Here is a 13,724-nt window from a genome sequence, read left to right as displayed (position 1 = left end):
ACCGCCATGTCAGGCCGTGCCCTGTTCTGTCAGCCCCGCCGCAAGTGCCGCGGGGCCGCCCTGACATTGGTCTTCGCCGGCGTCCTGGTCGCCGGCGCCGCCACCGGCTCCTTCCCGGAGGGCGGGCCGAGCGGGCAGAACGGCCGGTCCGGCCGCGGGAACACCGTCGGGGCGGCGGGTACGGCCGCCCACCACGAGGACGTGCGCAGGGCCGCCGCCGAGGCCATGGCCGACGGCAAGTCCCCCATGGAGGCCGCTGAACGGGCCGTCAGCCGCAGCGGGGACCGCTGGGGCGCCGTCTACTCCGAGGGCGAGTACCAGGAGTTCCAGGAGGCCCTGGACGGCGAGTACACCGGTGTGGGCCTGTGGGCGCGGCGCGAGCGGGACGGCCGTATCGAGGTGACCCGGGTGCGGACCGGATCGCCGGCCGCCGACGCGGGGATCCGCAGGGGCGACCGGCTGCGCAGCGTCGACGGCGGCAAGGTCGACGGACGGCCGGTCACCGAGGTCGTCTCCTTACTCCGCGGCGACGCCGACGACGCGCCCGCCGGTACGACGGTCACGCTCGGCCTGCAGCGCGGCACGCGCGCGTGGACGCTGACCCTGCGCCGGGCGCGCCTGTCCACCGACTCCGTCGCGGCCCGCGGACTCGCCGGCGGCTCCGTCGTCGTCATCCGCGTCGACGCCTTCACCAAGGGCTCCGGCGACGCCGTGCGGACCGCCGTGCGAGAGGCCCCGGCGGCCGCCGGGATCGTGCTCGACCTGCGCGGGAACTCCGGCGGCCTGGTCACCGAGGCGGTCGGCGCCGCCTCCGCCTTCCTCGACGGCGGCCTGGTCGCCACCTACGACGTCGACGGCGCCCAGCGCGCCCTGCACGCCGCCCGCGGCGGCGACACCGACCGGCCCCTGGTCGCCCTGGTCGACGGCGGCACCATGAGCGCGGCCGAGATGCTCACCGGCGCCCTCCAGGACCGCGGCCGCGCGGTCGTGATCGGCTCCCGCACCTTCGGCAAGGGCTCCGTCCAGATGCCGACCGCGCTGCCCGACGGCTCGGTGGCCGAGCTGACCGTGGGCCACTACCGCACCCCCTCCGGCCATGTGGTCGACCGCCGGGGCATCACTCCGGACCTGGAGGCGGGCGCCGGGGCGCTGGCGCGGGCCGAGACCGTTCTCGCCGGGCTCGGCGACCAGCCGTAGCCCTCTGCCGGGCCCCCCCTTAAAACGCTTCCCTCGCACCCCCTGTGTGGTGAGAAAATAGGCGGCACTATGAGCAAGGGAATGTACGTACCGAAGGAGTCCCAGCCCAAGCAGGGCGGAGGGGCCGCGAAGGCGGCCAAGGACGGCAAGCGCAAGATCGTCGCGCAGAACAAGAAGGCGCGGCACGACTACGCGATCATCGACACCTTCGAGGCCGGGCTCGTGCTCTCCGGCACCGAGGTGAAGTCGCTGCGCCAGGGGCGCGCGTCGCTGACGGACGGCTTCGTCCAGATCGACGGGAACGAGGCGTGGCTGCACAACGCCCACATCCCGGAGTACAGCCAGGGCACCTGGACCAACCACTCCGTGCGCCGCAAGCGCAAGCTGCTCCTGCACCGCGAGGAGATCGACAAGCTGGAGTCCAAGTCCCAGGAGACGGGGCACACGATCGTGCCCCTCGCGATCTACTTCAAGGACGGCCGGGCGAAGGCCGAGATCGCCCTCGCGCGCGGCAAGAAGGAGTACGACAAGCGGCAGACCCTGCGGGAGAAGCAGGACCGCCGGGAGTCGGACCGCGCGATCGCGGCGGCGAAGCGCAAGCAGCGGGGCGGCTAGCAGCCCCGCCGGGAATAGGCTGGCACTGTCGTGCGTTGGTCACGTACGATGGCACTGCACTCCATAGCGGGTGCGCGCCTCCCTCGCGGGGGCACTTGAAAAATCAACATGGGGATGATCGGTTTCGACAGCGGATGTCGAAGCAGGGGAAGCGTGTCGAGGAAGCGGCAATGATCTCGTAAACCATATGTCGCAAACAATAATCGCCAACACCAAGCGCGATTCCTTCGCCCTCGCTGCCTAAGTAGCGACTTTGCGAAGTGTCAGCCCGGGGCTGTTCCCGACCCGGATCCTGGCATCAGCTAGGGGACTAAACCTTGATCCCGGTCACGGGGTGAAGAGGGAAATCTAACAGTGACTGAGCCCGTCGGAGACTTGTTCGCGTGATCTCCGGGGCTGAGAAAAGCGCAGCGAACTGCACACGGAGAAGCCCTGATTCCGCACCGTTGGACGCGGGTTCGATTCCCGCCATCTCCACGATCGGAGGACTCCCGAGTCCTCCGTACCCCATGTGGGCAAAGGCCCCGTCGCTTACGAGCGGCGGGGCCTTTGTCATGCACGGCGGCCTCTGCCGTGGATGACGGCCTTTGTCATGGACGGCCGCGGAAACCGGCGGCCGCCACGCCGGGGCGCGTGCCCAGGTGGATCAGCGCGGCGGTGACCGCCGCCACCACCGGGACCGCGAAGGCGGACGCGGGGGGGAGGTGCTCCGCCGTCCAGCCGCCGGCGGCCGAGCCGCAGGCGATGCCGGTGAGCAGGGCCGTCACCACCAGGCTCATCCCTTCGTTGAGGCGGTCGGCCGGGGTGCGGTCCTGGACCAGGGTCATGGCCGTCACCATGGTCGGCGCGGTGGCCATGCCCGCCACCAGCAGCGCGCCCGCCAGGGCGGTGAGGGAACCGGTGGTGGTGGCCGCCAGCCAGGGCAGCGTCATCAGCGCGGCCATCGCCGGCAGGCACCGTGCGAGGCGTCGTACCGCCGGACCGGACGGCTTCAGCGCCCCGTACAGCAGGCCCGCCGCGCACGAGCCGGCCGCCTGGAGGGCGAGGACCGCGCCCGCGGCCGCGCGGTGTCCCCGCGCGTCGGCGTACGCGATCGTGATGACCTCCATGGAGCCGAAGATCGCGCCGGTGGCCACGAAGCAGGCCAGCAGGGGCGGGATGCCGGGACCGCGCAGGGGTGACGGGGCCTTCGAGCGGGCCCGGGGCGGGGGCTCGGTGGCCCGCTGGGCGGTGAAGAGCAGCATGCCCGCCATGAGCAGCCCGGCCCCGGTCAGTGTGCCCGCCTCCGGGAAGAAGGTGCCGGTCAGGAAGGACGCCAGCACCGGGCCGAGCATGAAGCACAGTTCGTCGGCGGCCTGCTCGAAGGAGTTCGCGGTGTGCAGGGCGCCGGGGTCGTCGCGCAGCAGATGGGCCCAGCGGGCGCGGGACAGGCCGCCGATGTTGGGCGTGGCCGCGGTGGCGGCGTACGCGGCGAACAGGGTCCAGTCCGGGGCGCCCCAGCGGACGCACAGCAGCAGCGCGAGGCTGCCGAGCACGGCCGTGAGCGTGGCCGGTACGGCCACCCGCGCCTGCCCGTACCGGTCCACGAGCCGCGCGATCCAGGGGCCGGCCACCCCGGTCGCCGCGAGCCCGGTGGCGGTGACGGCGCCGGCGAGGGCGTACGAGCCCCGGGACCCGGCGATCATCACGACCGCGCTCACCCCGAACATGCCCATGGGCAGGCGTGCGACGAGGTTGCCGGCGGTGAACGCCAGGGTGCCGGGCAGGGCGAACAGGCGGCGGTACGCGGCCTGTCGGGAGACTCGTTCCCGTATCAGGCCGTCCCGTGTGGGCTGTTGAGGCATGGGTCCACGCTCGCCCGAAGCGGATCATCGCGTCCAACACCTGCTCCGCGCCGATTCACGCACCCGCGTTGTAGATTCGCCGCCATGTCCGCCCGCACCCCGATGGACCCCCGCCTCCTGCGCGCCTTCGTCGCCGTCGCCGAGGAGCTGCACTTCACCCGGGCCGCTGCCCGCCTGTACGTCGCCCAGCAGGCGCTCAGTCGTGATGTACGCCGACTGGAGCGGGAGTTGGGCGCCGAACTGTTCGTACGGACCACCCGACAGGTGACCCTGACCGCGGACGGCGAACGCCTGCTGCCGCTCGCCCGGCGCGTCCTCGCCGCCCACGACGAACTGCTCGCCGCCTTCGACCGGCCCCGGCCCCTGCTGGTCGACCTCAACTCCGCCGGCCTGGCCACCGGCCGCCGCGTCCTGCACCGGGCCCGTGAACTCGCCCCCGACTGCGAGCTGATGGCCCGCTACGAGAGCGGTCTCACCGGTGCCGCCGCCGAACTCCTCGCCGGCCGGTTGGACGCCTCCTTCGGCCGCTTCGCGGGCCTCGATCCGGCCCTGCGCTCCGGCCTCGAACAGCAGCCCGTGCGCTACGAGCCGATGGCCGTCGTCCTGCCCGACGACCATCGGCTGGCCGCCCTGCCCGAGGTGCCGCTCGCCGCGCTGGCCGGCGAGGAGGTGTACGCCGGTGCGGGGAACCCGCGCACCCGGGAGTGGACCGATCTGGCCCTCCAGCTCTTCGAGGGACGAGGCATACGGATCGCTCCGCCCCTCCCGCTGCCGGTCGGGGACGAGGAGTTCGAGCGGATCATGGCCAAGACCCGGAACCCGGTGCTGGCCGTGGTGGACTTTCCGGCGATGCCCCGCACGGTGCTGCGTCCCCTCGTCGACCCCGTCCCGCTCTCGCCCGTCTCGCTGGTCTGGCGCAAGGGGCTGGTTCACCCCGGGCTGACCGCGCTCCGGAGCGCGGTGACCGGAATCGCCCTGGCCGAGGGGTGGTTGCGGCGAGCGCCCGGCAGATGGATTCCGGCCATCGATCTGGAGGCGATGACCGTCCACGAGTGAGGCACGGGGACGACACAATCTCCACGTGCGCTACATTCTTGGCCTGAGCGCGGTGTGGTAGGGGGCGCTCGGGCCAGGTGGGGACCTGGTCCGGCCGACGGGTGCTCAGGGTCGAGGCGCACCCCGAACTGCCCTGTAGGGGGATGTGCGCACGTGAAAAAGTGGCGAGAAGACGCCCAACCGGAGTGGCCCGAAGTCGCGTCCGCGGCCCGGGACCAACCGCAGGCCGGAGGCCTCACCCAGACCTTCCCGGAGATCGGAACGATTCCGGACACCGCCGAGGACTCGGCGCGGCGGGACGGAGCGTTCCCGGAGACCGGCATACGTCCCGAAGCCCATCCGGGCACCGCGATACCCCGGGGCGGACATGCCGCCCCACCCGAACCGATGCGCGAGCCCGTGCCCACGCCCGTGCCCGGGGCCGAGCCGATGCCCGAGGCCGTGGTGACGCTCGGGGCGACACCCGGCACCGAGGCCACTGAGGCCACTGAGGCCACCGAGGTCGCGGCCAAGTCCGCGCCCCGGCCCGGTCCCGAGGCCGGCCGAGAGGCCGACGAGGTCGCCCCGCTCCCGCAGGCGCGCAAGGCGCGCCGGGCGGCCGAGTTCCGCAGGGCCGCCGATGTCCACCGGACGGCCGCGGCCGGGGGCCAGGAGCACTCGGCGGCCGTGACCGACCCTCAGCAGCCCGCCGCCGCATCCGAGCAGCCCGCCGCCGCGCCCGACCAACCCGCAGCCGCACCCGACCAGCCCGCCGTGCGGCCGCCGATGCCCACCGACGATGGCCCGAGTCCCGCCGCCGAGGCCGAGGAGACGACAGTGCTGCCCCCCGCGCCCGAGGCGCAGACCCAGCAGGGGACGCCCGCGCCCACCGACGCCGGTCAGTCCCCGGTGCCCGCGGTCGAGGGTCAGCAGACCGCCGTGCTGCCTCCCGTGTCTGCCGGTCAGCCCCCTGCGCCCGCCGCCGCGGCGGAGCAGACGGCCGTGCTGCCTCCGGCGTCCGTGGTCGAGGGTCAGCAGACCGCCGTGCTGCCGTCCGCGTCCGTCGCGCGGCCGACGGTGGCCGTTGCCGGGGGTCCTGTCGCGTCCGGTGCCCGCGGGCCTGGTGGCGGCGTTCCGCGCGGTTCCCGGGGTGAGGCCGCCGGAGGCGGTGACCACGCTCATGATCCGCACGAGGTGACGGTCCAGCTCGACGCCGTGCAGCTGGCCGACGTCCAGTTGAGCCCGGCCGCCGGGCAGCCGCGCGGCGCCGCGCGGGACGGCTCCGACGGGCCGGTCTTCGTCGACGAGTCCGGCCGCCGCAGCCGTACCTTCCGGCGCCTCGGCATGGTGGTCGCCGTGGCCTGTGCCGTCTACGCGGTCGTCATCGTCGCCACGCTGATGTCCGGCGACTCGGACGCGCCGTGGCTGCCGGTGCCGCAGCACAAGAACAAGCAGGCCGGCCAGGTGGACACCTCGCCGACGCCGGAGGACTCCACCCGGCCGACCGGCGGCGCGGCCCCGGGCTCCGGCTCGACCGGGAGCGGCGGTACGACCCCCTCGCCCGGTGCCGGCACCGGGACGCCCGGTACCGGCTCGGGCTCCGCCACCGCCCGGCCCGGCGGTTCGGCCGGTCCGGAGCCGAAGGTCACCGCGCCCGCCTCCGGCGCGGCCGACGGCGGTGCGTCCTCCGGTGCCACCCCCTCGACCCCGGCCGGCCCCACCGCGACGACCCCGGCTGTCCCGGCCGGTCCCACCGCCGCTCCCACCACCCCGGCCCCGGCCGGCGGCACCCCCACCACCGGAGGTGGCCGGCGCCACCACGGTCCCGGTCACGGCGGCGGCACCCTGTCCCTGACCGGACAGGCACCGGCCGCACAGCCCGTCGTCGCCGCCGCGCAGTCCCCGGCCACCGCCCTCACCGCATCGTCCCCGGAGCACACCCTCTGATGGTCTCCCGCACCAACCGGCGCGGCTCCGTAACCGGAGCCCGCGCCGGTTCCCCGCGCAGGCGTCTGCCCATGCGCCTGCTGCTGCCGCTGCTCGTCCTCGTCGCGCTCGTCGCGATGCTGATGCTGCGCGGCTACGTCCACAGCGAGATCCTCGCCGACCACCGCATCCAGCCCGAGGCGGCCACGGACCAGGTGCCGGAGAAGATCCTGGACGGCGGCCCGGTCATCGACACCCGCGACGGCCGGACCACCAGCCTTCGCGTCCCGGACCACCGCCTCGTCCTCACCTTCGACGACGGCCCGGACCCGGTCTGGACCCCGAAGGTGCTCGACGTGCTGAAGAAGCATCACGCGCACGCCGTCTTCTTCGTCACCGGCACGATGACCTCCCAATACCCGGAGCTGGTCAAGCGCATGGTGGACGAGGGCCACGAGGTCGGCCTGCACACCTTCAACCACCCCGACCTCTCCTACCAGAGCCACCGGCGCATCGACTGGGAGCTGTCCACCAACCAGCTCGCCATCACCGGCGCCGCCGGCATCCGCACCTCCCTGTTCCGGCCGCCGTACTCCTCCTTCGCCAATGCCATGGACGACAAGTCCTGGCCGGTGACCGAGTACATCGGCACCCGCGGCTACATCACGGTCGTCGACAACATCGACAGCGAGGACTGGAAGAAGCCGGGCGTCGACGAGATCGTCCGCCGGGCCACCCCGCACGGCGGCAAGGGCGCGATCGTCCTGATGCACGACTCCGGCGGCGACCGCCACCAGACCGTGCGGGCCCTCGACACGTTCCTGCCGAAGCTCCAGCGGCAGGGCTACACCTTCGACAACCTGACCGAGGCCCTGGGCGCGCCCAGCGCGAGCACCGAGGTGACCGGCCCCGACCTGTGGAAGGGCAAGGCCTGGATCTTCCTGGTCTCCGCCTCCGACGGCATCACCGGTGTCCTGGTCGTCTGCCTCGCGGTGATCGGCGTTCTCGTCATCTCCCGCTTCGTCCTGATGCTCCTGCTCTCCGGCGCGCACGCCCGCCGGGTGCGCCGCAAGAGCTTCAGCTGGGGCCCGCCGGTGACCGAACCGGTCTCCGTGCTCGTCCCGGCCTACAACGAGGCCAAGTGCATCGAGAACACGGTGCGTTCACTGATGGCCAGTGAGCACCCCGTCGAGGTCCTCGTCATCGACGACGGCTCCTCGGACGGCACCGCCCGCATCGTGGAGGGGATGGGCCTGCCCAACGTCCGCGTGGTGCGCCAGCTCAACGCGGGCAAACCGGCGGCCCTCAACCGCGGTATGGCGAACGCCCGGCACGACCTGATCGTGATGATGGACGGCGACACCGTCTTCGAGCCGTCCACGGTCCGCGAACTCGTCCAGCCCTTCGGCGACCCCCGGGTCGGCGCGGTGGCGGGCAACGCGAAGGTCGGCAACCGGGACACGCTGATCGGCGCCTGGCAGCACATCGAGTACGTGATGGGCTTCAACCTCGACCGCCGCATGTACGACCTCATGCGCTGCATGCCGACGATCCCCGGCGCCGTCGGGGCGTTCCGGCGCTCCGCCCTGGAGCGGGTCGGCGGGATGAGCGACGACACCCTCGCCGAGGACACCGACATCACCATGGCGCTGCACCGCGACGGCTGGCGCGTGGTGTACGCCGAGAAGGCCCGCGCCTGGACCGAGGCACCCGAGTCGGTCCAGCAGCTGTGGTCCCAGCGCTACCGCTGGTCGTACGGCACCATGCAGGCGATCTGGAAGCACCGCCACGCCGTGCTGGAGCGGGGCCCCTCGGGCCGCTTCGGCCGGGTGGGCCTGCCGCTGGTCTCCCTGTTCATGGTTCTCGCCCCGCTGCTGGCCCCCCTGATCGACGTGTTCCTGCTCTACGGCGTCGTGTTCGGCCCCACGCAGAAGACGATCGTGGCCTGGCTGGGCGTGCTCGCCCTCCAGGCGGTCTGCGCGGCGTACGCCTTCCGCCTGGACAGGGAACGCATGACCCATCTCATCTCGCTGCCCCTGCAGCAGATCCTCTACCGCCAGCTCATGTACGTCGTGCTGCTCCAGTCCTGGATCACGGCGCTCACCGGCGGCCGCCTGCGCTGGCAGAAGCTCCGGCGCAGCGGCGGGGTGGCGGCTCCGCCGACGGCTCCCGGCGAGGGCACCCCGGTGATGGGCGGAAGCACCGCCCGATGACCACGCCACCCTCCGACGTCGCACCGGCGTCCTCCGACGTCGTACCGGCGTTCTCCGACGTCGCACTGGCGTCCCCGGACGTCGCACTGGCGTCCCCGGACGTCGTACCGGCGTCCCTCCCGACGACGACCCAGGAAACCCAGCACGTGACCGTCCCCACCCTGCCGCCCGGCACGGACGAGCCCACCGGTCCCGCGGAGCCCGGGGCACCGCGGCCCGCGCCCGCGCGCGACCGGTACTTCGACCTGCTGCGCGCGGTCGCCCTCTTCCGCGTCGTCTTCTACCACCTGATGGGCTGGCCCTGGCTGACCGTCGTGTTCCCGTCCATGGGCGTGATGTTCGCGCTGGCCGGCAGCCTGATGGCCCGCTCGCTCAAGCGCCCCGCACCGCAGGTGGTCCGCGGCCGGATGCGGCGGCTGCTGCCCCCGCTCTGGCTGCTCGGCGCCCTCGGTGTGACCGGCATGGTGCTCCAGGGCTGGAGCCCGGACGACGACGGACACCCCGTGTGGTGGTGGCTGCATCTCGGGTACTGGATCCTGCCGCTGAGCGATCCGCCGTACGCCGAGGGCCTGCCCGGCATCCACGGGATCCTCGGCGCGGACTGGGGGTCGGAGATGGCCGTCCCGCTCTGGTACATCCGCGCCTACCTCTGGTTCGTCCTGCTCTCGCCCTTCCTGCTCAGGGCGTTGCGGGCGCTGCCGTGGGCGACCGTGCTGTCGCCGGTCGCGCTGTGCGCGGCCCTGGAGTTCCACTTCCTGCACCTGCCGGGGGAGCGACTGCCCGACGCCGTAAGCGACTTCAGCGTCTTCGGCGCGTGCTGGGTCCTCGGTATGGCGCACCGGGAAGGCGTCCTGAAGCGCGTGCCGAGCTACGTCGTCCCCTCGGTCGCACCGGTCGTCGCGGCGGTGGGGCTCTGGTACGCGCTGACCCACGGCTTCAGGCAGGACCACGACCTCAACGACATGCCGTTCGCGCAGTGCCTGTGGTCCTTCGGCGCCGTCCTGCTGCTCCTGCACATCAGCCCGTCCTGGAGCGAGTGGCCGCGCCGGCTGCGGCCCTTGCGGCGGGCGGTCACGCTGCTCAACTCGCGAGCGGTGACGATCTACCTCTGGCACAACCTGTGCATCCTGGCCGCCGCCACGCTGTGGGACGACCTGTGGCGGTTCGACGTGCTGTCCGAGCACTTCTCCTGGCTGCTGGACAGCTCCTGGCCCGAGCTGGCGATCGTCTGGGTCCTGGTCTGCGGCTGCGTCGTGCTGTTCGGCTGGGTGGAGGACCTCGCCGCCAAGCGGCGACCGCGGCTGTGGCCCGCCGGTCCCGCCAGGGCCCGCCGGGGTGGCCTCACCGCCTGACCGCGCCCTCGGTGAGAGCACCGTTGCCTCCTGGTCACCCGTCGCCACAGTGCGGAAACCCGGCCTTCCTACCTTCGTGACCGGTCCCGTCGGCAGACCGGGGACCCGGAGCACCGTGGAGGCGTCATGGCAGTACCGGCCCGTCGGCACGGCGGACGCTGGATCGAACACTGGGACCCCGAGGACGAGGGGTTCTGGGAGGGCGGCGGAGCGAAGGTCGCCGCGCGCAACCTGTGGCTCTCGGTGCTCTGTGAGCACATCGGGTTCTCGGTCTGGACGCTGTGGTCCGTGCTCGTGCTGTTCATGGGGCCCGAGTACGGCCTCACCCCCGCCGACAAGTTCCTGCTGACCTCGATGGTGACGCTGGTCGGCGCCGTGGCCCGGGTGCCCTACACCTTCGCCGTCGCCGTCTTCGGCGGCCGGAACTGGACGGTCGTCTCGGCCGCCCTGCTGCTGGTGCCGGCCGTCGCCGCCCTCGCGGTGACGAGGCCGGGGACGTCCTTCTCCACGTTCCTCCTCGTGGGGCTGCTGGCCGGCATCGGCGGGGGCAACTTCGCCTCCTCCATGACCAACATCAACGCCTTCTTCCCGCTGCGCGAGAAGGGCTGGGCGCTCGGACTCAACGCCGGCGGCGGGAACATCGGCGTGCCCGTGATCCAGCTCGCCGCCCTCGCGGTCATCGGGGCGGGCGGCGGACCCCGCGTGCTGCTCGCGATCTACATCCCGCTGATCGTCGTGGCGGCCGCCCTCGCGGCGCGGTTCATGGACAACCTCGCCACCGTGCGCAACGACACCGGTGCGGCGAAGGACGCCGCCCGGGACGCCCACACCTGGATCATGGCCTTCCTCTACACGGGGACGTTCGGATCCTTCATCGGCTACAGCTTCGCCTTCGGCCAGGTGCTGACGAACCAGTTCGGGCGCACCCCGCTCCAGGCCGCCTGCCTCACCTTCACCGGCCCGCTGCTCGGCTCCCTCGTCCGGCCCGTCGGCGGCCGACTCGCCGACCGGTACGGCGGCGCCCGCGTCACCCTGTGGAACTACGCCGGCATGGCCGCCGCCACCGCCGTGCTGATCGCCGCCGGGATGCGGCAGTCCCTGCCGCTGTTCGTGCCCGTCTTCGTCGCGCTGTTCGTGCTGAGCGGGCTCGGCAACGGGTCGACGTACAAGATGATCCCGGGGATCTTCCAGGCCAAGGCGGTCGCGAAGGGCCTCGTGGGGGAGGACGCGGTCGCCTGCGGCCGACGCCTGTCCGGTGCGGCCATGGGGATCGTCGGAGCCGTCGGCGCGCTCGGCGGCACAGGCATCAACCTCGCCTTCCGGCAGTCCTTCCTGGCGTACGGCTCCGGCACCGGCGCCTTCGCCGCCTTCCTCGCCTTCTACGCCGCCTGCTCCGCGGTGACCTGGGCCGTATACCTTCGCCGCCCGGCCACGGTCACCGCGGCCGGGGAGAGGGCACGGCCGGCCCGCCTGGAAGTGTGACGTAACAACGGCGACATCACACCGAACCGAGCCCGTCACGCGCCGTTGACAGGCTCGGTCCGGCACGCGGGCCAGGCAGGAGAGTCATGGACGACGAACAGCAGCACCCCGGACCCCCGGACCACGGACCCCTCGCCGGGTTCACGGTCGGGGTCACCGCCGCGCGCCGCGCCGACGAGCTGATCGCGCTGCTCCAGCGGCGGGGCGCCGTCGTCCTGCACGCGCCCGCGCTGCGCATCGTGCCGCTCTCCGACGACAGCGAACTGCTCGCCGCCACCGAGGAACTCATCGGCCGGGCGCCGGACGTGGTCGTGGCGACCACCGCCATCGGGTTCCGGGGCTGGATCGAGGCCGCCGAGGGCTGGGGGCTCGGCGAACGGCTGCTCGGGCGGCTGCGCGACACCGAACTGCTGGCGCGCGGCCCCAAGGTCAAGGGGGCCGTCCGGGCGGCCGGCCTGACCGAGGAGTGGTCGCCGTCCGGCGAGTCCATGGCCGAGGTGCTGGACCGGTTGCTGGAGGAGGGAGTCGACGGCCGCCGGGTCGCCGTCCAGCTGCACGGGGAACCGCTGCCGGGGTTCGTCGAGTCGCTGCGCGCCGGGGGCGCGGAGGTCGTACCGGTGCCGGTGTACCGGTGGCTGCCGCCCGAGGACACCGGGCCCCTGGACCGGCTGCTGGACGCGGCCGTCTCGCGTGGCCTGGACGCGCTCACCTTCACCAGCGCCCCCGCCGCGGCCTCCCTGCTCTCCCGCGCCGGGGAACGGGGGCTCCTCGACGACCTGCTCACCGCGCTCGGCCACGACGTGCTGCCCGCGTGCGTCGGCCCCGTCACCGCGCTGCCCCTCCAGGCGCACGGCGTGGACACCGTCCATCCCGAGCGGTTCCGTCTCGGGCCGCTGGTGCAGCTGCTGTGCCGGGAACTGCCGGGGCGCGCCCGGGCGTTGCCGGTCGCCGGGCGCAGGGTCGAGATCCGGGGCCACGCGGTCCTGGTCGACGGCGAGCTGAAGCCGGTGCCGCCGGCCGGGATGGCGCTGTTGCGCGCGCTGTCGCGGCGGCCGGGCTGGGTCGTCTCCCGCGCCGAGCTGCTGCGGGCGTTGCCGGGCGCCGGGCGCGACGAGCACGCGGTGGAGACGGCGATGGCCCGGCTGCGTACGGCACTGGGGGCGCCGAAGCTGATCCAGACGGTGGTGAAGCGGGGATACCGGCTGGCGCTGGACCCGAGGGCGGACGCGAAGTACGCCGACGGGTGAGCCGCGGCGCACGGGCGGCCGCCCCGGAGTGCTCCGGGTTCCCGGTGCCGGTTTCCGGGCGCTCCGGCCTTCCGGTGCCCCGCTCCGGTGCCCCGCTTCGGTGCCGCGCCGCGGGGAACGGCGGTACGAGGGGTTCCGGTGCCGGGTGCGGACGGGCACTGTGGGAGGGGAAGCGGAACCCACGCTCGGTGACCCTAGGCGGTGACGGACACATGGCACTGGGTACGGCCACGGCCCCGTACGAGCCGCGGTTCGACGCCGGGCGGATCTGCCTGGATCTGCTCGCGACCGCGCACCCGGCCGAACAGCTCGGCACCGTGGGCCCGTTGTGCGCCTGGATCACCGGCGCCGGTCTCGTGCCCGCCCGTACCCCGCTCGACCACGCGGACGCCTCCTGGCCGGTCCGGTTCCGGGAACTGCGCGGACACGTCGACCGGTTGGTGCGCGGCCCCGCCGTCGCGGACCCGGCGTCGTACGGTCCCGCGCTCGGCCGGGTCAACGAGATCGCGGGCACCGCGCCCCCGGTCCCGCGCGCGGTACGCGGGGAGGACGGCACGCTGGTACGGGAGTTGGCCGGGGCGCCCGCGTGCGCCGCGCTGCTGGCCGTCGTCGCGCGCGATGCCGTGGAGCTGCTCACCGACCCCGTGGCGCGCGCCGCCGTGCGCCAGTGCGAAGGGGACAACTGCCCCATCGTGTACCTCGACACGTCCCGGGGGCGCAGGCGGCGCTGGTGCTCCAGCGAGGTCTGCGGGAACCGGGAGCGGGTGGCCCGGCACCGCCGGCGGGCCGCGCTCGCGCGCGCCTGAGGGCCGC

10 protein-coding genes and 1 other RNA gene are annotated in these 13,724 nt (G+C 73.4%); 10 read left to right on the top strand and 1 reads right to left on the bottom strand.

Annotation, left to right across the window (positions count from 1 at the left end; genetic code table 11):
* Positions 1–6 precede the first annotated feature (6 nt).
* From OIB37_RS15200 to ssrA, 3 genes are all read left to right on the top strand, one after another.
* Positions 7–1,197, top strand: coding sequence for a S41 family peptidase (locus OIB37_RS15200; RefSeq protein WP_330458131.1), 1,191 nt, complete (start codon positions 7–9; stop codon positions 1,195–1,197).
* Positions 1,198–1,266: 69 nt separating this feature from the next.
* A complete protein-coding gene (gene smpB, locus OIB37_RS15195; protein ID WP_330458130.1) occupies positions 1,267–1,812 on the top strand; it encodes an SsrA-binding protein SmpB in 546 nt (181 codons plus the stop codon).
* 110 nt (positions 1,813–1,922) lie between these two features.
* Positions 1,923–2,292, top strand: a transfer-messenger RNA (tmRNA) gene (gene ssrA, locus OIB37_RS15190).
* A 110-nt stretch (positions 2,293–2,402) separates the two neighbouring features.
* Here the strand turns inward: ssrA and OIB37_RS15185 are convergent.
* Complete coding sequence (locus tag OIB37_RS15185; protein WP_330458129.1) at positions 2,403–3,656, bottom strand: MFS transporter; 1,254 nt, start codon at positions 3,654–3,656, stop codon at positions 2,403–2,405.
* A gap of 84 nt (positions 3,657–3,740) precedes the next feature.
* On the opposite strand from OIB37_RS15185, the gene OIB37_RS15180 reads away from it, so the two are divergent.
* From OIB37_RS15180 to OIB37_RS15150, 7 genes are all read left to right on the top strand, one after another.
* A complete protein-coding gene (locus OIB37_RS15180; RefSeq protein WP_330458128.1) occupies positions 3,741–4,712 on the top strand; it encodes a LysR family transcriptional regulator in 972 nt (323 codons plus the stop codon).
* A 153-nt stretch (positions 4,713–4,865) separates the two neighbouring features.
* Complete coding sequence (locus OIB37_RS15175) at positions 4,866–6,638, top strand: hypothetical protein (RefSeq protein ID WP_330458127.1); 1,773 nt, start codon at positions 4,866–4,868, stop codon at positions 6,636–6,638.
* On the top strand, positions 6,638–8,830 hold the full coding sequence (locus tag OIB37_RS15170; RefSeq protein ID WP_330458126.1) for a glycosyltransferase: 2,193 nt from the start codon (positions 6,638–6,640) through the stop codon (positions 8,828–8,830). The genes OIB37_RS15175 and OIB37_RS15170 overlap by 1 nt, the downstream gene beginning before the upstream one ends.
* Positions 8,827–10,182, top strand: a complete 1,356-nt coding sequence (locus OIB37_RS15165) for an acyltransferase family protein (RefSeq protein ID WP_330458125.1) — start codon at positions 8,827–8,829, stop codon at positions 10,180–10,182. The genes OIB37_RS15170 and OIB37_RS15165 overlap by 4 nt, the downstream gene beginning before the upstream one ends.
* A 126-nt stretch (positions 10,183–10,308) precedes the next feature.
* Entirely contained in the window at positions 10,309–11,664 is a 1,356-nt protein-coding gene (locus OIB37_RS15160; RefSeq protein WP_330458124.1) for a nitrate/nitrite transporter, read from the top strand.
* Positions 11,665–11,750: 86 nt separating this feature from the next.
* Entirely contained in the window at positions 11,751–12,911 is a 1,161-nt protein-coding gene (locus OIB37_RS15155; RefSeq protein WP_330458123.1) for a uroporphyrinogen-III synthase, read from the top strand.
* A 212-nt stretch (positions 12,912–13,123) separates the two neighbouring features.
* Entirely contained in the window at positions 13,124–13,717 is a 594-nt protein-coding gene (locus OIB37_RS15150) for a CGNR zinc finger domain-containing protein (protein ID WP_330458122.1), read from the top strand.
* Positions 13,718–13,724 lie beyond the last annotated feature (7 nt).

Origin of the sequence: Streptomyces sp. NBC_00820 (assembly GCF_036347055.1) — a bacterium.
Lineage (GTDB): Bacteria > Actinomycetota > Actinomycetes > Streptomycetales > Streptomycetaceae > Streptomyces.
Note: the sequence above shows the minus strand (reverse complement) of the source record. Positions and strands in the feature narration are given on the sequence as shown.